This is a genomic window from Enterococcus pernyi (genome assembly GCF_045371165.1).
Classification (GTDB): Bacteria; Bacillota; Bacilli; order Lactobacillales; family Enterococcaceae; genus Enterococcus_B; species Enterococcus_B pernyi.
Genome location: NZ_JBIQDM010000004.1, coordinates 163,287 through 186,116, shown reverse-complemented (window position 1 = coordinate 186,116; position 22,830 = coordinate 163,287). Strand labels below are relative to the sequence as shown.

Sequence of the window (22,830 nt, the reverse complement as noted above, 5' to 3'; positions counted from 1 at the left end):
AGCGGATAAGAAAAATCTCATTTAATTCTAATTTTGGTCAATCCCTATACTGATAAGGGATTGACCATTTTTTTGTATAGTTTCACTAAGAATAGAGATGCTTGAATTTTGACAAAGTGACTACATGGTGTTATCGTAGTGTGGTCACTTTTTTCAGAAAGAAAAATGAATTTACATACAAAGGAGAATTTGTTTGGTAAAAGTAGAAGTCAAAAACTTAACGAAAATATTTGGTAAACGAACACAAACTGCTTTGGAAATGATGAAAAAGCACCAATCGAAAACAGAGATTTTACAAAAAACCGGCGCAACTGTCGGTGTATATGAAGCGAGTTTTGATGTACAAGAAGGTGAGATCTTCGTGATCATGGGACTTTCGGGGAGTGGGAAATCAACCTTGATCCGTCTATTGAATCGTTTGATTGAACCAACATCTGGCAATATCTTGATTGATGGAGAAGACATCTCAACACTTAGCAAAGAAGAACTTCGCGAAGTTCGTCGTCACAAAATCAACATGGTGTTCCAAAACTTCGGTCTATTCCCACATCGTACGATTTTAGAAAATACAGAATACGGTCTTGAAGTTCGCGGTGTTCCTAAAGAAGAACGTCAAGCTAAAGCAGAAAAAGCGTTAGAGAACTCAAGCTTGTTATCCTTTAAAGATCAATATCCTAGTCAATTATCTGGTGGGATGCAACAACGTGTTGGGTTAGCCCGAGCATTGGCAAATGATCCAGAGATCCTATTGATGGATGAAGCTTTCTCAGCACTTGATCCATTGATTCGTCGTGAAATGCAAGATGAGTTATTGGAACTACAATCCAATGTGCAAAAAACGATCATCTTTATCACACATGATTTAAATGAAGCATTGCGTATCGGGGATCGCATTGCGTTGATGAAAGACGGAGAAATCATGCAAATCGGTACTGGGGAAGAAATCTTGACTAATCCAGCCAATGATTACGTGAGAGAATTCGTTGAAGAAGTCGATCGCTCGAAAGTCTTGACGGCGCAAAACATCATGGTTCCTGCACTAACAACAAACATCGAATCAGATGGTCCAAACGTTGCGTTGACACGTATGCGTAATGAAGAAGTCAGCATGTTGATGGCTGTTGATAGAAAACGTAACTTAAAAGGGATCATTACAGCAGATCAAGCATTAGAAGCAAGACGTCAAAAACGTCCATTGATCGATTTCCTTGATGAAAATGTTACCGTGATCGGTAAAGATATGTTAGTTAGTGATATCTTCAATATTATTTATGATTCGCCGACTCCATTAGCCGTGGTTGATAACGGGAAATTAAAAGGCGTTATTATCCGAGGTAGCGTAATCGAAGCATTAGCAGCAACAAGTGAGGTGAGCGAACATGAATAATCTATTGAACTATCAAATACCCGTCGCTGACTGGGTCGAAACGATCACTGATTGGTTGACAACAACGTTCGCAGGACTGTTCTCATTCCTTCAAACGATTGGTCAAGCAGTGATGACAGCTATCACGAATCTTTTATTAGTGATACCAGCACCACTATTTATTCTTTTAATGGCAGTTGCAGCGTTCTTTATTTCAAAAAAACGTCCCGGATTGACATTATTTACTTTGATTGGCTTATGGTTCATTTATAATCAAGGGCTATGGACAGATTTGATGAATACTGTCACATTGGTTTTACTATCTAGTGTGATCTCGATCATCATTGGTGTACCTCTTGGTATTCTCATGGCGAAAAATGATAAAGCGCAAGGAATCATTAAACCGATCCTTGACTTTATGCAAACAATGCCTGGTTTTGTTTATTTGATTCCAGCGGTTGCCTTTTTCGGAATTGGTATGGTTCCAGGGGTGTTTGCCTCAGTGATTTTTGCCTTACCACCAACTGTTCGCTTTACGAACCTAGGTATTCGCCAAGTACCGAAAGAGTTAGTAGAAGCGTCTGATTCATTTGGTAGTACGAGTTGGCAAAAACTAGTGAAACTTGAATTACCACTAGCAAAAGGAACGATCATGGCAGGGATCAATCAGACAACTATGCTTTCTCTTTCAATGGTCGTGATTGCCTCAATGATCGGAGCGCCTGGTTTAGGTCGTGGTGTCCTTTCTGCTTTACAACGTGCACAAGTCGGAAATGGTTTTGTCAATGGGGTAGCATTGGTGATCTTAGCCATTATCATTGACCGTTTTACGCAACACTTGAATCAACCAAATGATCAAAAAGCAGCAGGTACTGCGAAACAAAAAAATAAAAAGCGCCAAGGAGTGATCATTGGTGCAGTAGTCGTTGTTTTATTAGGTGCGATCGGTGTTGGAAGTTTTAGTTCTTCAACAAAAGAAACAAACACGATCAATCTTTCTTATGTGGAATGGGATACAGAAGTTGCTTCAACAAATGTCGTAGCAGAAGTCTTAAAAGAGATGGGCTATGATGTGAAAGTGACACCTCTTGATAATTCGATCATGTGGGAATCCGTTGCAAAAGGAGAATCAGATGGAATGGTGGCTGCTTGGTTACCTAAGACTCATGGTTCTCAATATGAACAATACAAAGATCAAGTCGATGATCTAGGTGCAAACTTGAAAGGTGCCAAAGTCGGATTAGCTGTTCCAGCATACATGGATGTTAACTCGATTGCGGATCTAACCGATGAAGCAGGCAAAAAAATCACCGGTATCGAACCTGGTGCAGGTGTGGTGAATGCTGCAGAAAATACGATTGCCCAATATCCAAATCTGGAGGGGTGGACAGTTGAGACCTCTTCTTCAGGTGCAATGACGGTTGCATTAGGACAAGCAATCAAAAATCAAGAACCAATCGTCTTTACTGGTTGGACACCACACTGGATGTTTGCGAAGTATGACTTGAAATATCTAGAAGATCCAAAAAATGCGATGGGAGATGCGGAAGAAATCCACACTATCGTCCGCCAAGGCTTAAAAGAAGATCAACCAGAAGCATACGCTGTGTTGGATAAATTCAACTGGACAGAAAAAGACATGGAAGAAGTCATGTTGGAAATCAACAACGGCAAAGATCCACAACAAGCAGCAAGAGAATGGATCGATAAGAACCAAGAAAAAGTTGCTAGTTGGAAAAACTAAATAAATAAAAAAAAATCGACTTTACTGAAACAAAAACTGTTTCGGTAAAGTCATTTTTTTGGAAATCACCGTGTTTGATCCGAAAAAAAACTGTTTTGAACATGTCAAACAATTGGAAAAATTAAAAAAAAAAGCCTATATCGTTGCTTCAGAAGCCGCTTGGATCGATATCTCAAATCTTAATGTCCATAAAGGAACAACAGTGACAGAATTGCAAAGAATTCTCCACGTCACACCAGAAGAAACCATGGTATTTGGCGATGGTCTAAATGATGTCGAGTTATTAGAATGTGCCGCTTACAGCTTTGCGATGAGCAATGCCTTTGAGCAAATCAAAGAAGTTGCACAATTTGTGACAAAGTCGAACGATGAAGATGCGGTACTCCATACCATCAAAAAAATGATTGCTTTACAAGCATGAAAACCCAGTGAGTTGATTTCAGAGAAAGAGCCTTCAACCATTTAATTGGCAGAAGACTCTTTTTTTGTCTGTAAATAATCAACGAATCTATCAAGTGATAAATCAGCTGCATGAGCTAATAAGATCATTGTGCCAAATTTAACACTGTTCCAGTCATCTGATTGATTTAGACGTGTAAAGCTACTAGCGGTGATCCCAGTTTTTTATAATTGTTTCATACAACTCAAAAAGTGGTGATAATCACTTTTTTGCAAGATTGCTTGTTGAACATCTTCACGATCCATCAACTCTAATAAAAGACTATAGATTTCTTCTGTCTCTTCATATTCGTTTTTTTGTATCGCAAAGAGAAAGACAAATCTAACCAAGTCACCATTTCCCCAATCAACGCCATCTGGAATGATTGCCACTGAAACAACCGAGCGTTTCGCCATCAATGTCATGGGATGGGGGATAGCTAACCACTCGTTGATATTCGTCTGATTGATTGCTTCTCGTTTCTTCACACTGTCATAAAAATCTTTTGGCACAAAATCTTTTTGGTACAATTGCTGTGCCATTTTCTCTAACAGGGTCTCTTTATCTGCATGATTTTCATGAAGAAAAAATGCTTCTTGAAACAATGAATAGATGCCGTTTTTTGCTTCGCTTAGTGTTTCAATGAACGATTCGATTTTGCTGATTTCCTTGTCTAGTTGTGCCATGTTGATATAAATTGAAGGAACAGAAAACAGCTCTAATGGAACGGTTGTGATTACAAAATCAATTGCAGAAAGATCACATTGTTGTAGTTCAACATAAGAAAAGCGATCAACGACTTCGACCGTTTCTTGATAGTGCTTGATGATTTTCGCTTCAATAATACGGCTCATGGCTCGACCGGTTCCACAAACAAGGATGACGCGATGTTTATGATGATTTCTGATAGAACTCCTTTCCATAGCACCTGCGATGTGCAAAGCAATATAACCGATCTCATCAGAAGAAAAATAAAAACCATGTTTCATGCTTACCGTTTCTAAATGGGTCAAACATAAATCATAAGCCTGTGGAAAAGATTTTTTGATCGTTGCCAGTAATGGATTGCTGCGGCGTGCATCCATTAGATTCATATTGATAAAACCTTCTATATGAGAAGTCAGATCTTCTATTAGCATCTTATCTGTCTCTAATGCATAGTTTGACGTCTGTTTGATCGCAGTTAGTAATTCTTCGACGATAGCTTTAGCAGTTTCTGTGGAAGAATCGTTTGAATCGCCAGTTTCAACTAAACGTGGTGCATTCATCGCAAGATAGTAAATAAAGTATTGTTTTTCTCCTGCAGTCAATTGTATATCAAATGCATGATCGATTTCTTCTAAGAAATGACCAACTACTTTCTGGGCGTCTTTTTTGAGCGCAGGCACATGCAAGGGAAATTCGTTGATCTCATGGCCAGCTATAAAGCGGCTGATTGCTAAAGCAAAATGAGAAAGAATGTTTTTATGATAGTAGTCAGAGTCTAACAAGTCTAAGGATGCCAGATGATTTAATGCCAATTCTTGTAAGTGGACTAGATTGATCGTATCAAACAACTCAAGTTCCATTTCTGTAAAACCGATCAAGTACTCTTGTAGATCTTTTTCAATTAACAGATCACTGATAGCCTGACGCTTGGCGAATTCGTTACCCAAGACTTCAAAGCCAATATTTGGACGATTTACTATTTTTAAGTGATAGGTGGCTAAATTGTCTCGAGCCGTTTTTAAGTATGAGTAAAATGTGTTTTTACTAATAAATAACCGATCGAGAAAATCATCCAAGGATAAAGGGTTTTCATTCTTGAATAATAGGAAAAGTAGGTAGGTTTGTCGTTCTTCACTAGTGGTTAGAAAGAACTCTGTGGTTGACATACTTTCTGTCCACCAGTCATGAAATTGTTCTTTTGAACCAATGGACAACAAATAGCCTTGCCCTCGAATCAACTTGATGGAGGCTCCCACGTTTGTTAATAAATCATTTAAATTCGCAATGTCTGTCCGAACCGTTCGTTCAGAAATCGAGAAGTTTTTCGTTAACTCCTTCATTGGTAGCGGCACCGTTTGTCTAGTTAATACTTCCAATAGATCATCTAATCGTTGATAAGCAAGTTTTGACAATTGTTTCACCTCCGTGCTCTTCCTCATCATACAATAGAAAGAATAAGAATGAAATGCTTCACTAGTACTGAAAATTTCCAGAAGAGTTGGCAATCATTTTGGAAAACGCTTTACTAATGATTGCCACTTGAATTGGAAATTTGGTGTGTTTACATCTTGTATCAGAAACCGTAAATTAAACGTGTACAGAAAATAAACCACACGAATTACTATGATGGTTTTAGAATAAAGGAAAGGAGCAGATGAGATGGATTTTCAGGAAAAAAATATTCTCTTGAATGTGGCTGTTAGATCAAAAGAAGAACTGTTTCACGTGATTGCGAATCATGCCTATGAATCCGGAATCGTTACCGATGCAACAGACACATATGCGGCATTCATTGAACGGGAAGCACAATATTCAACTGGCTTACAAGAAGGCTTTGCTATTCCGCATGCAAAAGCTGAACCGGTTTTGAAACCGACCGTTTTGTTTATTCACTTAGAACAAGCCATCGAATGGGAAACCTTCGATGATTCTGCAGTCAAAAATGTGTTTGCTTTGATGGTTCCTAAAAAAGATGAAGGAACGGTGCATTTGCAAATGTTGAGTCGCCTAGCAACAGCGTTGCTTGAAGATACATTCATCCAGCAGATTCAACAATCGAAAGATAAAGCTTATTTAGCAGAATTGATCAAAAAGGAAATGATGGGAGAGAAAATCATATGAAAATAGTAGGGATTTCCGCCTGTCCAGCAGGATTGGCACATACACCGATGGCCGCAAAAGCTTTAGAAAAAGCTGGTGTGAAACTGGGCTATGAGGTCAAAATCGAACAGCAAGGTTCGTTAGGGCAAGTCAACGAGATCACTGCAGCAGAAGCAAAAGAAGCAGATTTCTTACTTTTAGCGACTGATCAAAAAGTTGTTGGGATGGAACGGTTTGAAGGAAAACCGCAAATTCGGGTAAATATTAATACGTGTATCAAAGCACCGGAAGCGGTGCTAAAGAAATGTGTCGCAGCTGTGGAACAAAGAAACGCAAACTAAAGGAAAGAGGCAAGGATGATGAAAAGAGTTCTAGCAGATGTAAAAGGCCACTTGATGAGTGGAATTAGTTTTGTACTGCCGTTGATTATTGGCGCTTCACTAGTTGTTGCCATTCCGAAAATGATTGCTCTTGGTATGGGGATAACAAGCTTAGATCCTTATGCTGGCACTGAAGGCTTTAAACATGCGCTTTATTTGATTGAACAAGTAGGGTGGACAGGAATCGGTTTGATCAATACTGTCTTAGCTGGGTTTATAGCGTATTCTGTTGGAGATAAAGCTGCTTTAGGGGCCGGCTTTATCGGCGGTGCGGTCGCTTCTAGCACAAATGCTGGTTTTTTAGGGGCAGTTATTGCTGGGTTCTTAGCAGGATACTTAGTGAAGTGGGCTAAAGAACATATCAAATTACCGGAGTCATTTGCTGGAGTGATGCCGCTGGTCATTTTACCCTTGATTGCTACATTATCCGTAGCGATCGTCATGGGCGCATTACTCTCTGAGCCATTGGCATGGATTAATACTAGCTTGGTTGAATGGATTCGAACCATGATTGAAAACGACGTCAACAAAATTTTGCTTGCAGTCATCATGGGGGCAATGATTGGCTCTGACTTAGGGGGGCCTGTAAACAAAGCTGCTTGGATGGCAGGAAATGTTTTACTAGCTGAAGGTGTGTATTTACCAGCAATTATCGTAAATGTTGCGATTTGTGCGGTGCCATTTGGATACGCCTTAGCAACTTTATTCCACAAAAATCGATTCAATAAAGAGCTATTGGATGCTGGCCGTAATAACTTTATTATGGGCTTTATCGGAATCACAGAAGGAGCAATTCCTTTTACATTAGTCAATCCATTACGGCTTGTACCGATCAACATGTTGGGAGGAGCAATCGCTTCAGGTTTGGGGATCGCGTTAGGAATGTATGACAAAATGCCGCCTGTTGGAGGGATTTATGGCTTCTTCACTGTTGGGAACGGTTGGGCGTATTTGATTGGACTATTTGCAGGAGCTGCTTTCATCGGTTTTGTCGCTCCTTTATTTGTGAATTTCAATAAGCAAGAAGAACAAAAAGAAGACATTACGCTTGATGATATTGAATTGAGCTTTGAAAATTGAGTAACAAAGCCGATTAGCTAAATAGTAGCGAAAGAAAAGGCACGAGCAGATGATTTTCTAAGAACGCTTTTAGCTTGTACGAAAATGGCAAAATTCGAAATATTTTACGTAAGGAACAAATTATGCGTACCAGATGGTAAAAAAATTGAGAAAAATTAATAGGCACTAACGACAACCATCGTTACGTGCCTTTTTTAATAACGGGAGAGGAATGATTGAATGAAAAAAACAGTACATGTCGTACCCCACAGTCATTGGGATCGCGAATGGTATTTTACTACAAGTCGCTCGAAAATCTATTTGATGCACAATTTAAGAAAAGTCATTGAACAACTAGAAAAGGATGATCCCTATGAGAGCTTCATTTTAGATGGACAGGCTTCGCTGTTAGATGATTACTTGAAGTGGCGTCCGCAGGACAAAGAAAGGATTCAACAACTTGTTCAACAAGGGAAGTTGATCATTGGCCCATGGTACACTCAAACCGATCAATTAGTGATTTCGGGAGAAAGCATTGTTCGGAATATGTTATACGGCATGAAAATTTGTGAAGATTTCGGGACATACATGAATGTTGGGTACGTCCCAGATTCTTTCGGCCAAGCAGCCAGTATGCCACAAATCTATCGTGAGTTTGGTATCAATGATACGATGTTTTGGCGTGGTGTCAGTGATGACGACGTTAAATATACAGAGTACAAATGGCGTGGAGAAGATGGTTCGGTGGTCAATGTCTACCAGATCCCAAGTGGGTACTACATTGGCGGTGCCATTCCAGAACGAGAAGCAGAATTAGCAGAGTTCTTACATCAAGAACCGTTTAAAACGACTTGGGGACGCAGTGCTACCGATCAAGTGTATTTTCCAAATGGTTTCGACCAAGCACCAGTCAGAGAAAATCTTCCAGAATTAGTTGATCGAATGAATCAACTTTATGAGGATGAGTATGAGTTACAATTTTCAACGATTGAAAAATACATTGCCGCAGTCAAAGAAGGCCATCCTGAGTTGGAAGAAATCGCCGGTGAACTGATCAATGGCAAATTGATGCGAATCCATAAAACGATTTTTTCTTCACGTCCTGATTTGAAGGCGATGAACACTCAGATCCAACATTACTTAGTCAATGTCATGGAGCCTATCTTAACGATGGCCATGCAATTAGGATTTGAGTACCCCGTGGAAACAGTCATAGAGATTTGGAAGTTAATGTTTGAAAATGCGGCGCATGATTCCATTGGTTCTTGTGTTTCTGATACGACCAATGAAGATATCTATATGCGCTATAAGCAGGCGCGAGATATTTCCATGAATCTTGTCGAATTGACTTTACGACAGATTTCTACTGCAATCAATAACCCACAAGCACAAGAAATTACTTTCACGCTCTTCAATACCTATGATACAGGGCGCAATGGGGTCATTGAAGCAGAGGTTTATTTGCCACAAAAAGAGTTTGCGATTCTTGATCAAGCTGGTCAGGCGTTGCCTTATACGATTTTAGAGCTTACCGACCAAACGGAGTATGTTTTGAATCAAGGAAATATTTTAAATCCAGTCAAGGAAATCTATTTGCCGGAGAAAGTCTATAAAGCGAAGATTGCCTTAGAAACGACGGATGTGCCGAGTATGGGGTATACCCAGCTGACGGTTGATTTGAAAGGTGATACAAGCGCACCATTGCAGGAGGTAAAAACCAATACGGTTGAAAACGAGTACTATCAGATCACTGTCAATAACAATGGTTCTTTGGATATTCTTGATAAAACCAATCAAGTGCTTTACCAAAACCAAGGGATCATTGAAGAAAATGGCGACGATGGTGATTCATTCAATTATTCACCACCTGTGAAAGATTTTGTGATTTCATCAATTGATGCGCAACCAACGATCACCATTCAGCAATCAGAGATTTATCAGAAAATCCATGTAGCTTACACGTTGAAGGTTCCGAAGGATTTAGCTGAACGTGCAGAAAAGAAAGTCTCATCTCCACTGCCGATCCAATTGACGATGGTGTTGAAAAAACAATCACAACAAATTGATTTCAAATTAACGGTTGAAAACCAACAAGTGGACAGTCATCGGGTATGTGTGCTATTTAATACTGGGATTTCCTCGAAATTTTCGCTTGCTGATCAACAGTTTGGTACGTTGGAGCGCCCAGTTGTATTTGAAAAAGAAATGGCCCTTTGGGAAACCAATAAAGAGCAATGGAATGAGCAACCGATTGCCATAGAAACTTGTCAATCCTTTGTCGGTTTATTCGATGCGTCCCATGGCGTAGCAGTCATGCCCCAAGGGGTACGTGAATATGAGATTGTGGGAGAAGCGTTTGATACGATTCGCTTAACCATTTTCCGGACCTATGGCTTCATGGGGAAAGAGAATCTACTGTATCGCCCAGGGCGTGCTTCAGGAGAATCAGTGATTGAGACACCAGCTGCACAGTGCCACAAAACGATGCATTTTGATTTCTCCATTGCTTACTTTGCTCAGGGATTTGACCAAGCAAATGTCGCACAACGTGCCAAACAAGCAGTAACACCGATCACTCTTTATCAATACGCAGAATTCCTGAATTCCCGATTGATTTTTACTTTAGGATCGGTTGAGCCAACTTTGCCGACAAACTTTAGTCTTTTTGAGATCAATGGCAATCTAACCTTGAGTGTATTGAAAAAGGCGGAAGAGCGTTCAGGTTACATTTTGCGTCTATACAATGGGCTTTTAGATGAAGTGGGACATGCGACTATCACATTCAACCATCCAGTGAACGTAGTAGAAACAGTCAATCTAAAAGAAGCTAAGAAAGAAGCACTTCTGGTGGAAAATAATGCCGTCACTCTTGAAAAGATTGACCATGCAAAATTTGTGACATTGTATGTGGAATGATCGCTACTGAGAAAAAGTGACGCGAAGTAGTGAGTCCGCTTATGAGACAGAAAAGCGAAAAAGGTTCGTAAGTCTTATTAAAGTACTTACGAGCCTCTTTGTTTACTAATGCGAAACAAGCAAGAATCTGGCTCTTTGTCAATAAGGACTAATAAGTTGTGTAAAGTCAAATCTGGAAAGCGTAACTAGTTAACTTATGTCACGTGCCCATGACTTCAGCACAAAAATAACTGAAAAAAATGGATCGAACTCTAATAAGGGTAATTGGCGCTTGGATCAAAAAAAATAAGGGACCACTGATCCTCACCAATATGGTAAAAGATGGAGTTGAAGTTGAAGTGGTGAATAGTGCTATCGGATTGAAATTAATAGTGTTAAGCGAACATAAATGAATCGGAAATAGTAATAGAACTATTTACTGACTGTCACATAAGTATTATATACAGAATAAAAAGTAGCAATCGTTATTCAGGATGCTACTTTTTGTGGTTTAAAAGAATAATTGCTCTATTATTCATTGTATAGTAAGTCTTAGCCTGTTAAGTTATGATAATCAGATAAAGAGGATAAGGAGAACGACGATGAAAGAACAATTACTTGCTTACTTACAAAATCAAACAGCTTTTTTCTCTATCGAAAATGTAAGCGATATTTTCACTGCAAAGGATATCGCCGAGAAGTTTTCAGTCAAGAGAAACACGATCAGTCACTATTTAAATCAGTTAACGGAAGAAAGCCATCTAGTAAAAATTACTACCCGGCCAGTGTATTTTTTTCATAAACAGGCATTTGAAATCCAAAATTATCCCTTAACCCAAAACGTATATGATAGTCTAGCTGCTGTTGGAGCAGAAAAGCCCTTTTTTGATCGAAAAGAAGATTTTTTTTCCAGTGTAATCGGTAGCAAAGGTAGTCTGGCAGAAGTGATTGAACAGATCAAGATGGCAGCCTTCTATCCAAATGGTGGGCTTCCCTTCTTGCTGACGGGGGAAAGTGGAACTGGGAAGAGTTTTCTTGTAAAAATGTTCCATCATTATTGTGTGGAAAATGAATTATTAGAGAGCGATGCTCCGCTGATCACGATCAATTGTGCGCAGTATGCCAATAACCATGAGCTATTGACGAGTAATTTATTTGGACATGTGAAAGGAGCCTTCACTGGAGCAGAAGAAAATCGTAGAGGTGCATTTGAAGCAGCAGCCGGGGGGGTACTATTCCTAGATGAAGTTCATCGACTGAATGCCGAAGGACAGGAAAAATTATTCACTTTTATGGATCAGGGAGTTATCTATCGAATGGGGGATACGAGCCGGTCAACCCCAGTGGATTGTCGGCTGGTGTTTGCGACGACTGAAGATTTGAAACAAACATTTCTAACAACCTTTTTGCGACGAATCCCAATTCAAGCAACACTGCCTGCTTTGGTAGAACGGACGATTTCCGAACGGAAACAGCTGATTTTGCAAGCGTTCTATGAGGAACAAAAACGAATCGGCCTGCCTTTGGAAATCTCACCTCAAGTGATCGAAATCCTGACAACCGGTCATTTTTCGGGAAACGTCGGGGAATTGAAAAGCACGATAAAAATCATTACCGCCAAAAGCTACACCGCCAGTCTAAAACGGGGAGCCCTAAAAATAGCGGTCACGGTCTATCATTTACCAGAACATTTACTGCAATTAACAGATGAACCCAATGAACTAGCGACGATGGAACCAGTTCTGATTGATGGGCAAATGCAAATCCAGCAGTTGACTGTGGAAAGTGAACCCGCACAACAACAGATCATTCAAACGTATGAACAGATCCTACTCAATTATGTCCAGGCAGGGCAGGACTTTGCAGCTGCCGCTGATCCTATTTCTCAAGTAATCGAAAGGCTGTTCGAAAATTTATTGTTTGATCATAAGCAAGAACAAAAGCAACGGACAATGATTTTTGTGACCGAGCATGTCCAGCGAATGATGGAGCAGATCGAGCATTCCTTCCAAATCAGCTTTAACGGCAGCATGGTCTATACGATCAGTTATTATTTATGGCTGCGGAGAAATGTGGAATGGCTGCCAGATGATCAAGAAAAGTTTTTATTGACAGAAAACCTATTGAAAAGTGTTAAAAAGCATTATTCTACAAGTGACCGCTACACCGAAAATCTGTTAGGGCTAGTGCAAAAAGCATTGGATATTGAACTAACGAGTATGGACCGAATCATTTTTGCACTTTATATCAATGATATGGGATATTCCAAAGAAACGTTGCTTCCACGAAGCATCATAGTAGCCCATGGCTATGCAACTGCCAGCAGTATCGCAAATGTTGCGAACCGTTTACTGAATGAATCGTTTTTTCAATCTTTTGATATGCCATTAGAAGTTACTCCTAAGCAAATTGCGGAAAGGATCACTGCATATATTCAGAAAAACGATGTATCTAATGGACTCGTTGTCTTGTTCGACATGGGTTCTTTGAAAGAAGTCTATCAATATATCCCAGAATTGACGGTACCGATTGTCATGATGAACAATGTAACGACAAGTGTAGCCATCGCTGTCGGAGAATGCATTCAGCAGCACGTTTCGTTGAGAGAGATTCCTGAGCGGGTAAATGCTTACCACCAAAATGAATGGGAGATCATTCTTCCAAAAGTTAAAAAAGAGAAAGTTGTCATTACGACTTGTTCGACTGGAATTGGAACCGCTGTTCAAATCTCCACCTTATTAGAAAAAAGTATTCCTGATCATTTACAGATTCGGATCCTTCCTTATGAATTCAACCATTTGGAAAATAGTGAACATATGAAACAAATATTAACATCTTATGATGTTGTTGGTATTATAGGAACCACTAAACCTCGCCAAGAGCTGGCTCCCTTTATTTCTTTAGAAGAACTGATTTCAGGCGCTGGGACAGAAGTGTTATTAAGTTGGCTAAAGGAAGAATTGGATGAAGAGATGATTGCCTACGTGAACAATCAATTAGTAAGAAACTTTTCATTGGATCGAGTGATTCAATCGGTCACGATTCTAGATACAGAAAAAGTAATTTCCCAAATGGAATTTTTCGCGGGAGATCTGGAACGCATGTGGCAGCAACGAATCACCAATGATCGCAAACTTGCGTTGTTTGTCCATACGAGTTGTTTGATTGAGCGCCTTATTCGAAACGAAGCTATTGATAATTATCATGCCAGCGACACATTACTCCAGTGTCATGAAAAACAGCTGAATGAAATCAAAAAAGCGTTTAGTGTCATTGAGAAGGTTTACAGTGTCGCGATACCGGAATCTGAAGTTTGCTACATTTATGATGTTTTATTTGGAAACACTGATTATTCAATGGGTGAAGCGGATTTTTAATCAATAAGAAAAGCGTGCCACTTTTTTTGGCACGCTTTTTGCGTTTAGTAAAGTGTAACTTGGAGCAAAGTGAGGTGAAAGCAGTGGAACAAATCGTTATTTTAGCATCACACGGACGATTTGCATCAGGAATCTTACATTCGTTAGAACTTATCTGCGGTAAAAAACAATCAGTCTTTGCGATTGACTGCTATGTGGAAGAAACATTTGATCTGACGACAACGGTGGATACCTTGATGGAAACATATAAACATTCTGAAGTGATCGTTATCACAGATATTTTCGGTGGTAGCGTGAACAATGAATTTTTGCGTTATATCCAACAACCAAATTTTTACTTGATTACAGGTTTGAATTTGCCATTGCTGATTGAATTGACGACACAATTTCAAAGAGGAGGTGCAATCTCAGAAACGATCCACCAAACGCTGGCCAATTCGAAAGAGATGATCCAGTTTTGCAATGATAGTATAGCAAAAGAAATCGAAGAAGAAGAATTTTAGGAGGGACGACATGATTATTTTGACACGAGTCGATCATCGGCTATTACATGGCCAAGTCGCATTTTCTTGGACCCAAAATTTAGGCGCCGATTGTATTTTGATTGCCAATGATGATGTACCGACAAATGATATTCGTAAGACAACGATCAAATTAGCAAAACCGCAAGGCGTAAAACTGGTGATCAAATCAATTGAGGATTCAATTCATGCCCTGCAAAGCGGTGTGACGGATAAATACAAATTATTCATCGTAGTTGATTCCATCAAAGATGCGTATAAGTTAGCAGAAAACTGTCCAGAGATCGACAAAATCAATTTAGGTGGGATCAAAGCCAAAGAAGGCTCTAAAAATATTGGCAAAGCAGTCAATGTTTTACCAGTAGAAGAAGAACTTTTGAAAAAAATGGTTGCAAAAGGAATCGCTATCGATATCCGTCAAGTACCTTCGGATAAAAAAGTCGCTGTCGAAGATGTTTTATAAAGAAAGGAGCAAAAGAGATGCTGCAAGCAATATTACTTGGAATTGTTGCATTTATTGCGCAGTCTGAATACGCATTAGGAACGTCGTTACTGTCGCGTCCGATTGTCACTGGGTTGTTTACAGGAATCGTATTGGGGGACATAAACACTGGAATTATTATGGGTGCAACACTTGAATTAGCTTTTATTGGCTCGTTTTCTGTCGGTGCTTCTATTCCACCAGATGTCGTAACCGGAGGGATTCTGGGCACAGCTTTCGCAATTACGGCAGGAGCGGGAACCGAGACGGCTTTACTGTTGGGACTTCCAATCGCTACCTTGACCCTTATCTTGAAAAATGTTTACTTGGGGCTGCTTATCCCAATGATGAACCAAAAAGCCGATTTGTACGCGGCTGATGGAAACTACAAAGGTGTAGAACGAATGCACTTATTAGCAGGTTTTGGCTTATCCCTGATGTTAGCCCTTGTAGTGACGATCTCCTTTATGGTAGGCAGCAATACGATTAGTAAATTATTGGCTATGATTCCAGCCTTTGTACAGAACGGCCTATCTGCCGCAACTGGTTTGATTCCCGCCCTTGGATTTGCCATGTTGGCTAGGTTACTGATTAACAAACAAGTTGCACCGTACTTCTTTTTAGGTTTTGCATTAGCAGCTTATTTAGAGATTCCTGTTACAGGGATTGCAATCTTCGGAGCAATAACGGCTGTTGTAGTCGTGAATTTAAGAAACATTCGTGGACAAGGGCAATCTATTCAAATGACTTCAGGGGAGGTACTAGATGATGATGAAGACTTCTAATGAGAAATCCGAAATTACCAAAAAAGAGTTGAATCGTGTCTTCTGGCGTTCATTTCAAATGGAGTTCTCATGGAACTATGAGCGACAGATGAACCTAGCTTATGTCTATGCGATGATTCCGATTTTAAAGAAACTCTACAAAACAAAAGAATCGATGGCCGATGCGTTGAAACGTCACCTGGAATTTTTCAATACGACCCCGCATATCGTCACGCTTATTTTAGGAATCAATGCGGCGATGGAAGAAGAAAATGTCAATGATCCAAATTTTGATTCTTCAGCGATCGATAACATCAAGACCTCTTTGATGGGGCCTTTAGCGGGAATCGGTGATTCCTTCTTTTGGGGAACGTTGCGGCTAATTGCTACTGGGGTAGGAACTTCATTGGCATTACAAGGAAATATCCTAGGTCCGATTCTGTTTCTAGTGATTTTCAATGTTCCTCATCTACTATTTCGTTATTTTTCGACTGGTTGGGGATATAAACTTGGGACAGGATTTTTAAAGAAAATTCAGGAAAACGGTTTGATGGAAAGTTTAACCTATGGTGCTGCAATCATTGGTTTGATGGTCGTAGGAGGAATGACCGCTACGATGATCGATATCAACATTCCGTTGCAGATTGGTTCAGGAGAAAATGCAGTTACGGTTCAAAGCATCTTTGATGATATCGTTCCGAAAATATTGTCATTGGGTGCCTTTGGGGCTGTCTTCTATCTTTTGAAAAAAGAAGTCAAACCGCTAATTATTCTGCTGGGATTAGCAGTCGTAGGTATTTTAGGATCCTTGATTGGACTCTTTTAAGGAGGAATTGTTGTGGCAACGATGATGGACTATATACAAGAAGAGCAAGCAACATTAGTTGAGATCTTGCAGGGGTTTGTTCCTAAAAAAGAAGAAAAAAGAGCTGCAATCGAGAATTTACTGATTTTGGCAACGGGCTCTTCTGCCAATGCCTGTTTAGCAGCAAAGTACGCAATGGAGAAATTAGCGCAGATCACTGTCACGATTGAAGAGCCATACCACTTTAACCATTACGGAAATCTTTCTAAAGATATAGAAACAGTTTTGGCGGTTTCACAAAGCGGAAAAAGTGCTTCTACGATAGATGCAGTGGCGCAGTTGTCCAAGCAAGATATTTATACGATCGGTTTAAGCAGTGATCCCGAAAGTCCCCTTGCTCAAAAAGTTAACGAAAGCATTGATCTAGGAACTGGGATCGAGACCGTTGGATTCGTGACCAAAGGATATGTAGCAACAGTATTGCAACTCTATTTAATGGGGGTATCTATTGGCTACAGTAAAGGTATATTATCCGACGACCAAGTGTCGATGATCAAAAATCAGTTAGAGGAAATGATTGAAGCCATTCCTCAGGTCATTGCTAAGACAATTGATTTTTTTGAGAAAAACGCAAGTATTTTTAAACTAGCGAATCGGTTTGTGGCAGTCGGTTATGGGCCAAACTGGGGAACCGCTAAAGAATTTGAAACGAAATTTACGGAAACGATTCGAGTGCCTTCGCAAGGATTTGAATTGGAAGCGTATATGCACGGGCCGTATCTTGAAGCAAACCATAAACATGTGCTTTTCTTTATTGAAGCACCAAGCCCGAATCAATCAAGAGCCCAACTGTTGCATGATTATTTAGCATCCCATGTGGGAAAAGCTTATACGATCACCACAGCAGCGGCAAAGAATCCCGATACACTTGGGCTGGATGTTGCATGTGAAGAAACTTTTTCTTCTTTGCTCTTAGTGATTCCGTTCCAAATTTTCTCCTCTCTCGGGGCTGCTGCTAAAGGGATCGATTTGAGTAAACGTATTTTTGATGACTTTGATCAAGTGCTAAAAAGTAAAATTTAGAGGTGGAAAAGATGCTGAAATTTAATGAACAACAACAAATTGATGATATCCAAGGAATGTTAGCGTTACGTCCAGAAGTTGAAAAATTAGTCGACGCCATTGACGAAAAAGGCTTTGACGCCATCTATTATCTAGGAATTGGCGGTACCTATGCTTCTGCGATGCAAGCTGTCACTTACATTAATGGAAAAAGTGACTTACCGGTTTACGTCCAACATGCGGCAGAATATTATACAACCGGCAACCGTCGTTTGACCAAAGACTCGTTAGTCATCTTGTCCTCTGTTACTGGAACGACACAAGAAGTGGTTAAAGCAGTTGAAGAAATCAAAAAAGTAGGAGCGACATTACTAGGATTTATTGATTCAAAAGGCAGTATTTTGGCGGAACAATGTGATCATGTCATCACGTATCCTGCACCGGGAACCGAACAAATCAAATTCTTTATGGTTGCCGATCGATTGATGAAAAACCATGGGGATTTTCCTGATTACGACGCCTACTATCGAGAATTGGATCAATATTTAGCAAAAGGATTAGTAGAAGCTGAAAAGCAGGCGGATGAATTTGGGCGAGCATTTGCGGAGAAACATCGTCACGATGCGATGCATTATTTTATCGGTGCAGGAAATCAATGGGGTGCTGTCTATTCTTATGCTATGTGCTATTGGGAGGAGCAAAGCTGGTTGCGTTCAAAATCGATCCATGCTGCTGAGTTTCTTCACGGAACGTTGGAAATCGTTGATGAAACTACACCTGTCACCGTGTTTTTAGGAGAAGACGAACAACGCCCATTATCAGAAAGAGTTGCTAAATTGTTGCCAAGAATTTGTGCAAACTATACATTGATCGATACGAAGGATTATCCTGTTTCAGGAATAAGTGAGAAATATCGTGGCCGAGTGCTATCTCACTTATTGATGCATTGCGTAACACAGCGGATTGATGCCTATGTCGAACAAATGAATTGCCACCCGCTAGAAATTCGACGCTACTATCGCCAATTTGAGTACTGATAGAAAACAAAGAGGAATAGGATCGATAGAAAGATAACCCAAAAGAACACTGAAATATAATGTTTCTATGGAGTGGATAGGGAAGCTATCTTAATAAGAAAAAGTGATCTATTCTTGAACATCATAAATGAAGAACACCTGAATTCATAATTTAACAATGTATAGAGCGTTTCGTTAACCAAATGTTGATGGAACGCTTTTTTGGTATTTATTGGAGGAGCAAAAAGAAACGAAAAGAATAAGGGAAAGGATTTGAAGGGACTTAAACAGTTACTAAAATCTAATACCTCCTTGTTGATAAATAAACTAACGAAGTGCTATTAAGTTAGTTTAAAGTTAACGGGAAAAAGAGGGAGGCTGAATCAAAGGGTTTCTAATATTTATAAAAAATGGCAGCAATCTATCATTGAAAGACGTCTGAGAAGTGGGAGTTCTTCCTAAAAAGTTAGACCGAATTACTTTGATTCTTGAAAAGAGCATAGATTAACTACTTAGAGGCGAAATGTTTTGGGGAGTAAATAGATAAGTATGAAAGATAATGATAATCATGTAAGCATCTCAATGATCAACAGGGCATAATGACTCCCTTGTATGCCTTTTTCAAGGTAATCTAAAAAAGATTTAAAACAAAAAAATGTCACCACGCACACTCTTTTCCAAACTACCGAAGTAGCCAAGAGTGTACTGGTGACGTGGGTTTGGCACCCAATGGGCCGTGAGGGGCTCGAACCCGCGACCCGCTGATTAAGAGTCAGCTGCTCTACCAACTGAGCTAACGGCCCATATGAAAAAGTACTTTATTATAGTAGCACTAAGCATTTTAAAATGCAAGGCACGTACAATAAAAAATCTACGAAAACTTTACTACTTCCTAGAAATTCATTCATAGTTTATTCATAAATGACCGTTATGATAAATGTATCCCAACCAACAAAGTTCTTGCAAAAGAACAACCCATAACACTTTTTCATTTTTTTACTCCTTTTCCCGTCATGAAAATGGCGGGTCTTTTTTTATTCCAAGAAGAATCTAGAACAAGCATCGTTTAAACGCTTGTTATCGATGTTTGATTTTGTTATTAATTTATCTAGTTTGAGTAACTAGATTGAATGTTTTTGAAAACTTTGATAAGATATTAATGAGAACATTAAAGGAGCTTTCATAATGGAAAAAATGCGTCAGCAATTAATTGATTGGGCTGTCAGTATCGAAACGTTTCGTTTACCACATTGGGAAGAACTTCCAGACTTGGAGCTATACATGGATCAAGTCAAGACACTAGTAGATCGTCATTTATCACCAGTTATCCAAGGAGAAAAACATCCTTTGTTAACTTCTTCAATGGTTAATAATTATGTGAAACTAGGTTTAGTACCAGCGCCAATCAAAAAGCGATACAACAAACAACATGTGGCATTTCTGATTGCTATCACAACGCTTAAACAAGTGTTGACGATTCCTGAAATCAAAGAAGGAATTTTGTTTCAAGGAAAAACAGTGGGCATCCGTGAAGCATACAATCTTTTTTGTGATGAACAAGAAAATGCGATACGAATGGTCAGTCAATTAGCCCAAGGAAAACAACATGAACAATTATTGAATCAAGAACTTCCATTAGAATATGTTGCTGTACGTTCAGCGACGATTTCTTTTGCAATGAAGCTACTAGCAGAAAAAACGATCAGTTTAGAAAGCGAATATTTACAAGAGGCAAAAAAGGAGAAAGAAAATGAAGAATAAGATTGCGATTTTAGTAGACTCAGGAACAGATGTGCCACAAGAAATCATCGATATGTACAATATTTATGTGATCCCTTTGAAAATCATTTATAAAGATAGAGAATATACAGATAAAGTCGATATTACTCCTGAAGAGATTTATAAGCGTTTACCTGAGGAAATTCCGGGTACCTCGTTACCTGATGGAGAATCAATCACTAAGATTTTTGATCAAATCAAAAATGATGGATATGATAAAGTTCTAGCAATCACTATTTCAAGTGGTTTGAGCGGGACGAATAATGTGGTTCGTCTTGTCGCACAAGAACAAGAAGGAATCCAAACACATGTATTAGATACTAAAAATATTGGTATTGGCGCCGGTTTTACAGCAATCCAAGCCGCAAAATGGATCGAAGATGGCATGGAATGGGACACGCTGATCGATGAATTAGTTGCATTAGCTGAACGAACGAAAGTCTTTTTCAATGTAGCAACACTTGAATACCTGCAAAAAGGCGGACGTATCGGTCTAGTTGCCTCAATTTTAGGAAATGCCTTAAAATTGAATCCTATCATCTCTTGTAATGAAGAGGGCATCTATTATACAGTAGGTAAAGCACGAGGCAGAAAGAAAAGTTTAGACAAGACAATGTCCTATGTGAAAGAAGCTGTCGGGGATGCAAAAGTCTTCAACTTGGCAGTCGCACATGGTGCGGCGGAAGAAGAAGCAATTGAAATGAAGGCTCGTTTTGAACGTGAATTCCCTAATGTCCAAGAGATTTATTTTGGACAAATCTCACCGGCATTGGTTGTCCATACTGGCCCAGGTTTATTAGGGATCGGTGTGCAAATACTTGAACCATAATATGATCGAAGCTAAGTGATCATCAAAGAACAGCATTATTTTTTATCTAAAATAATTAGAAAAAAATAGTGGACACTAAAAGAATCGCAAATAGAATTCCGCTCTGTAGAAGTTAGATATTCGTCTGACTTCTCTAGGGCGGGATTTTTTATGGGGAAATTTAATTTTTGAATTTAATGGAACATGCTTCAAGAGTTTTTGGAGAAGAAAAAACACAATTCCGGCATTTTTGATTTTGTATAAAAAATTAGGTTGACCTTAGAATCGCTCTAACCAATATCATTAAAGTAGGCATAGAAATGCGGATCATATCGATTGATCACTATGCCAGGTTATTTTTAGGTAGAAAGAAGGAGTTTAAAAATGAATTATTTAGAATTAAGTGCCCACAGAGAAAATCCAGCGGTAACGATCATGTTAGGGATGCCAAATGACGAGAAAAGTGCTGAAAAATATAAACTAGTGTTAAAAAATCTAGTAAAACAGATTATTTTAGAGTTGGAAGAAAGGGAAGGAACAGCGGCGAAAACAATGATTCGTAAAATCGATCAAGTGTTAAAAGACTTTCAACCTACGCATAAAAGAGGAAGCATTGTCTATTTTATTTCGCCAAGTGTCAATGAACAAATCGAAGTACCGTTTGTGTTGGAGAGTCAATTTGTTATTGATGCGTATTTCCATACAAAAGAAATCTTACGAAGTGAAAGTAAAATGAACCATTATTATGTGTTAACGATTGGGATGGATTGTTCACGTTTACTAGAATATGTAGATGATACGCTGATACAAGAAGTGAAAGACGCACATTTCCCAATCAGGAATAAAGGCTACTGGGCAAAAGACCGCGTATTGAATTCAATGGGAAGTGTTCAAACGAATTACAAAAAAGAGTTCTTCAAATGGATTGATTCTGAGTTACAACCTTATTTGAATCGTCATCCACACCCAATCATTTTAGCTGGAACAACAGAAAATATTGCGACATATAAACAGATTTCACATAAAGATGAACGGATTGTTGGAGAAATCTATGGGAACTTTACAGTTGATAGTGGCGAAAATGAGTTGGCAATAGGAGAGCAAGCAAATCAGGTGATTCACGAATACATTCGTCATCAAAAAGAGACGATACTACACACTATAGTAGGAATGGAAAACCAAGGGCGTGTAGAGCGTGATGTAGCCAACATCTACAGACAAGTAATTAAAGGAAAAGGGCAAAAATTGATTGTAGATCACGCTTACTATCAAGAGGCGGTGATTAGAGATCATCAAGTCAAATTAGTAGATATCTCACCGAGTGACGAAGGCTACGTCGAAGATATCGTCAATGAAATCATTTATGAAGTCATGCGTTACGGAGGAGAAGTTATCTTTGCCGAAACAGAAGTATTAGAAAATCAATCGCCGATCCTATTACAATTACGCTATTAAAAATCGATTCATACAAATGGGAAACTAGGAAGCTTAGAAGAATAAGGAGATAGCCCAAGCCCAACACTCGG

Annotated in this window: 17 protein-coding genes, 1 tRNA gene and 1 pseudogene; 17 read left to right on the top strand and 2 right to left on the bottom strand. The window is 39.2% G+C overall.

Annotation, left to right across the window (positions count from 1 at the left end):
- Positions 1-193: 193 nt before the first annotated feature.
- The 3 genes and pseudogenes from ACH0AK_RS06955 to ACH0AK_RS06945 form a co-directional block, all read left to right on the top strand.
- Positions 194-1,387, top strand: a complete 1,194-nt coding sequence (locus ACH0AK_RS06955) for a quaternary amine ABC transporter ATP-binding protein (RefSeq protein ID WP_019723090.1) — start codon at positions 194-196, stop codon at positions 1,385-1,387.
- Complete coding sequence (locus tag ACH0AK_RS06950; RefSeq protein WP_010734322.1) at positions 1,380-3,110, top strand: ABC transporter permease/substrate binding protein; 1,731 nt, start codon at positions 1,380-1,382, stop codon at positions 3,108-3,110. The genes ACH0AK_RS06955 and ACH0AK_RS06950 overlap by 8 nt, the downstream gene beginning before the upstream one ends.
- 55 nt (positions 3,111-3,165) lie before the next feature.
- Positions 3,166-3,531: pseudogene (locus ACH0AK_RS06945) on the top strand (HAD hydrolase family protein); the annotation flags it as partial.
- Positions 3,532-3,734: 203 nt separating this feature from the next.
- Here the strand turns inward: ACH0AK_RS06945 and ACH0AK_RS06940 are convergent.
- On the bottom strand, positions 3,735-5,669 hold the full coding sequence (locus ACH0AK_RS06940) for a BglG family transcription antiterminator (protein ID WP_023520324.1): 1,935 nt from the start codon (positions 5,667-5,669) through the stop codon (positions 3,735-3,737).
- Between the two features lie 247 nt (positions 5,670-5,916).
- Between ACH0AK_RS06940 and ACH0AK_RS06935 the strand changes: the two genes are divergently transcribed.
- From ACH0AK_RS06935 to ACH0AK_RS06885, 11 genes are all read left to right on the top strand, one after another.
- Positions 5,917-6,378, top strand: coding sequence for a PTS sugar transporter subunit IIA (locus ACH0AK_RS06935; protein WP_226076164.1), 462 nt, complete (start codon positions 5,917-5,919; stop codon positions 6,376-6,378).
- Positions 6,375-6,698 carry a PTS fructose transporter subunit IIB gene (locus ACH0AK_RS06930; RefSeq protein WP_005225262.1) on the top strand — a complete coding sequence of 108 codons (324 nt, stop codon included), beginning with the start codon at positions 6,375-6,377 and terminating at the stop codon, positions 6,696-6,698. The genes ACH0AK_RS06935 and ACH0AK_RS06930 overlap by 4 nt, the downstream gene beginning before the upstream one ends.
- 18 nt (positions 6,699-6,716) lie before the next feature.
- Positions 6,717-7,817 (top strand): PTS fructose transporter subunit IIC, encoded by a 1,101-nt coding sequence (locus tag ACH0AK_RS06925; protein WP_010734326.1) that lies wholly within the window; start codon positions 6,717-6,719, stop codon positions 7,815-7,817.
- A 219-nt stretch (positions 7,818-8,036) separates the two neighbouring features.
- Positions 8,037-10,712 carry a mannosylglycerate hydrolase gene (gene mngB / locus ACH0AK_RS06920; RefSeq protein ID WP_194179569.1) on the top strand — a complete coding sequence of 892 codons (2,676 nt, stop codon included), beginning with the start codon at positions 8,037-8,039 and terminating at the stop codon, positions 10,710-10,712.
- Positions 10,713-11,293: 581 nt separating this feature from the next.
- The gene (locus ACH0AK_RS06915; RefSeq protein ID WP_010734328.1) at positions 11,294-14,068 is read left to right on the top strand and encodes a sigma-54-dependent transcriptional regulator; all 2,775 of its coding nucleotides are present in this window, start codon (positions 11,294-11,296) and stop codon (positions 14,066-14,068) included.
- Between the two features lie 83 nt (positions 14,069-14,151).
- The gene (locus tag ACH0AK_RS06910) at positions 14,152-14,571 is read left to right on the top strand and encodes a PTS sugar transporter subunit IIA (protein WP_499796835.1); all 420 of its coding nucleotides are present in this window, start codon (positions 14,152-14,154) and stop codon (positions 14,569-14,571) included.
- Between the two features lie 10 nt (positions 14,572-14,581).
- The gene (locus tag ACH0AK_RS06905; protein ID WP_010734330.1) at positions 14,582-15,052 is read left to right on the top strand and encodes a PTS sugar transporter subunit IIB; all 471 of its coding nucleotides are present in this window, start codon (positions 14,582-14,584) and stop codon (positions 15,050-15,052) included.
- 17 nt (positions 15,053-15,069) lie between these two features.
- Entirely contained in the window at positions 15,070-15,855 is a 786-nt protein-coding gene (locus ACH0AK_RS06900) for a PTS mannose/fructose/sorbose/N-acetylgalactosamine transporter subunit IIC (protein ID WP_023520318.1), read from the top strand.
- Positions 15,842-16,660: a PTS system mannose/fructose/sorbose family transporter subunit IID gene (locus tag ACH0AK_RS06895; protein ID WP_175401369.1), complete on the top strand. Its 819-nt coding sequence runs from the start codon at positions 15,842-15,844 to the stop codon at positions 16,658-16,660. Before ACH0AK_RS06900 ends, ACH0AK_RS06895 begins: the two co-directional genes overlap by 14 nt.
- A 12-nt stretch (positions 16,661-16,672) precedes the next feature.
- On the top strand, positions 16,673-17,722 hold the full coding sequence (locus ACH0AK_RS06890) for an SIS domain-containing protein (RefSeq protein WP_023520316.1): 1,050 nt from the start codon (positions 16,673-16,675) through the stop codon (positions 17,720-17,722).
- An 11-nt stretch (positions 17,723-17,733) separates the two neighbouring features.
- Positions 17,734-18,738, top strand: a complete 1,005-nt coding sequence (locus ACH0AK_RS06885) for an SIS domain-containing protein (protein WP_010734334.1) — start codon at positions 17,734-17,736, stop codon at positions 18,736-18,738.
- Between the two features lie 709 nt (positions 18,739-19,447).
- Here the strand turns inward: ACH0AK_RS06885 and ACH0AK_RS06880 are convergent.
- Positions 19,448-19,520: transfer RNA gene (locus ACH0AK_RS06880), tRNA-Lys, on the bottom strand.
- Between the two features lie 382 nt (positions 19,521-19,902).
- Between ACH0AK_RS06880 and ACH0AK_RS06875 the strand changes: the two genes are divergently transcribed.
- The 3 genes from ACH0AK_RS06875 (at position 19,903) to ACH0AK_RS06865 (ending at position 22,759) form a co-directional block, all read left to right on the top strand.
- Positions 19,903-20,478, top strand: a complete 576-nt coding sequence (locus ACH0AK_RS06875) for a DUF1836 domain-containing protein (protein ID WP_010736696.1) — start codon at positions 19,903-19,905, stop codon at positions 20,476-20,478.
- The gene (locus ACH0AK_RS06870; protein ID WP_010736695.1) at positions 20,468-21,325 is read left to right on the top strand and encodes a DegV family protein; all 858 of its coding nucleotides are present in this window, start codon (positions 20,468-20,470) and stop codon (positions 21,323-21,325) included. Before ACH0AK_RS06875 ends, ACH0AK_RS06870 begins: the two co-directional genes overlap by 11 nt.
- Positions 21,326-21,688: 363 nt before the next feature.
- A complete protein-coding gene (locus tag ACH0AK_RS06865; protein WP_010736694.1) occupies positions 21,689-22,759 on the top strand; it encodes a baeRF3 domain-containing protein in 1,071 nt (356 codons plus the stop codon).
- Positions 22,760-22,830 lie beyond the last annotated feature (71 nt).

Excerpts from the sequence above, each read along its gene's own strand:
- mngB (WP_194179569.1), top strand. The coding sequence starts at position 8,037 with ATGAAAAAAACAGTACATGTCGTACCCCACAGTCATTGGGATCGCGAA.
- ACH0AK_RS06905 (WP_010734330.1), top strand. The coding sequence starts at position 14,582 with ATGATTATTTTGACACGAGTCGATCATCGGCTATTACATGGCCAAGTC.
- ACH0AK_RS06950 (WP_010734322.1), top strand. The coding sequence starts at position 1,380 with ATGAATAATCTATTGAACTATCAAATACCCGTCGCTGACTGGGTCGAA.
- ACH0AK_RS06930 (WP_005225262.1), top strand. The coding sequence starts at position 6,375 with ATGAAAATAGTAGGGATTTCCGCCTGTCCAGCAGGATTGGCACATACA.
- ACH0AK_RS06870 (WP_010736695.1), top strand. The coding sequence starts at position 20,468 with ATGAAGAATAAGATTGCGATTTTAGTAGACTCAGGAACAGATGTGCCA.
- ACH0AK_RS06925 (WP_010734326.1), top strand. The coding sequence starts at position 6,717 with ATGAAAAGAGTTCTAGCAGATGTAAAAGGCCACTTGATGAGTGGAATT.
- ACH0AK_RS06885 (WP_010734334.1), top strand. The coding sequence starts at position 17,734 with ATGCTGAAATTTAATGAACAACAACAAATTGATGATATCCAAGGAATG.
- ACH0AK_RS06935 (WP_226076164.1), top strand. The coding sequence starts at position 5,917 with ATGGATTTTCAGGAAAAAAATATTCTCTTGAATGTGGCTGTTAGATCA.
- ACH0AK_RS06895 (WP_175401369.1), top strand. The coding sequence starts at position 15,842 with ATGAAGACTTCTAATGAGAAATCCGAAATTACCAAAAAAGAGTTGAAT.
- ACH0AK_RS06865 (WP_010736694.1), top strand. The coding sequence starts at position 21,689 with ATGAATTATTTAGAATTAAGTGCCCACAGAGAAAATCCAGCGGTAACG.
- ACH0AK_RS06915 (WP_010734328.1), top strand. The coding sequence starts at position 11,294 with ATGAAAGAACAATTACTTGCTTACTTACAAAATCAAACAGCTTTTTTC.
- ACH0AK_RS06875 (WP_010736696.1), top strand. The coding sequence starts at position 19,903 with ATGGAAAAAATGCGTCAGCAATTAATTGATTGGGCTGTCAGTATCGAA.
- ACH0AK_RS06900 (WP_023520318.1), top strand. The coding sequence starts at position 15,070 with ATGCTGCAAGCAATATTACTTGGAATTGTTGCATTTATTGCGCAGTCT.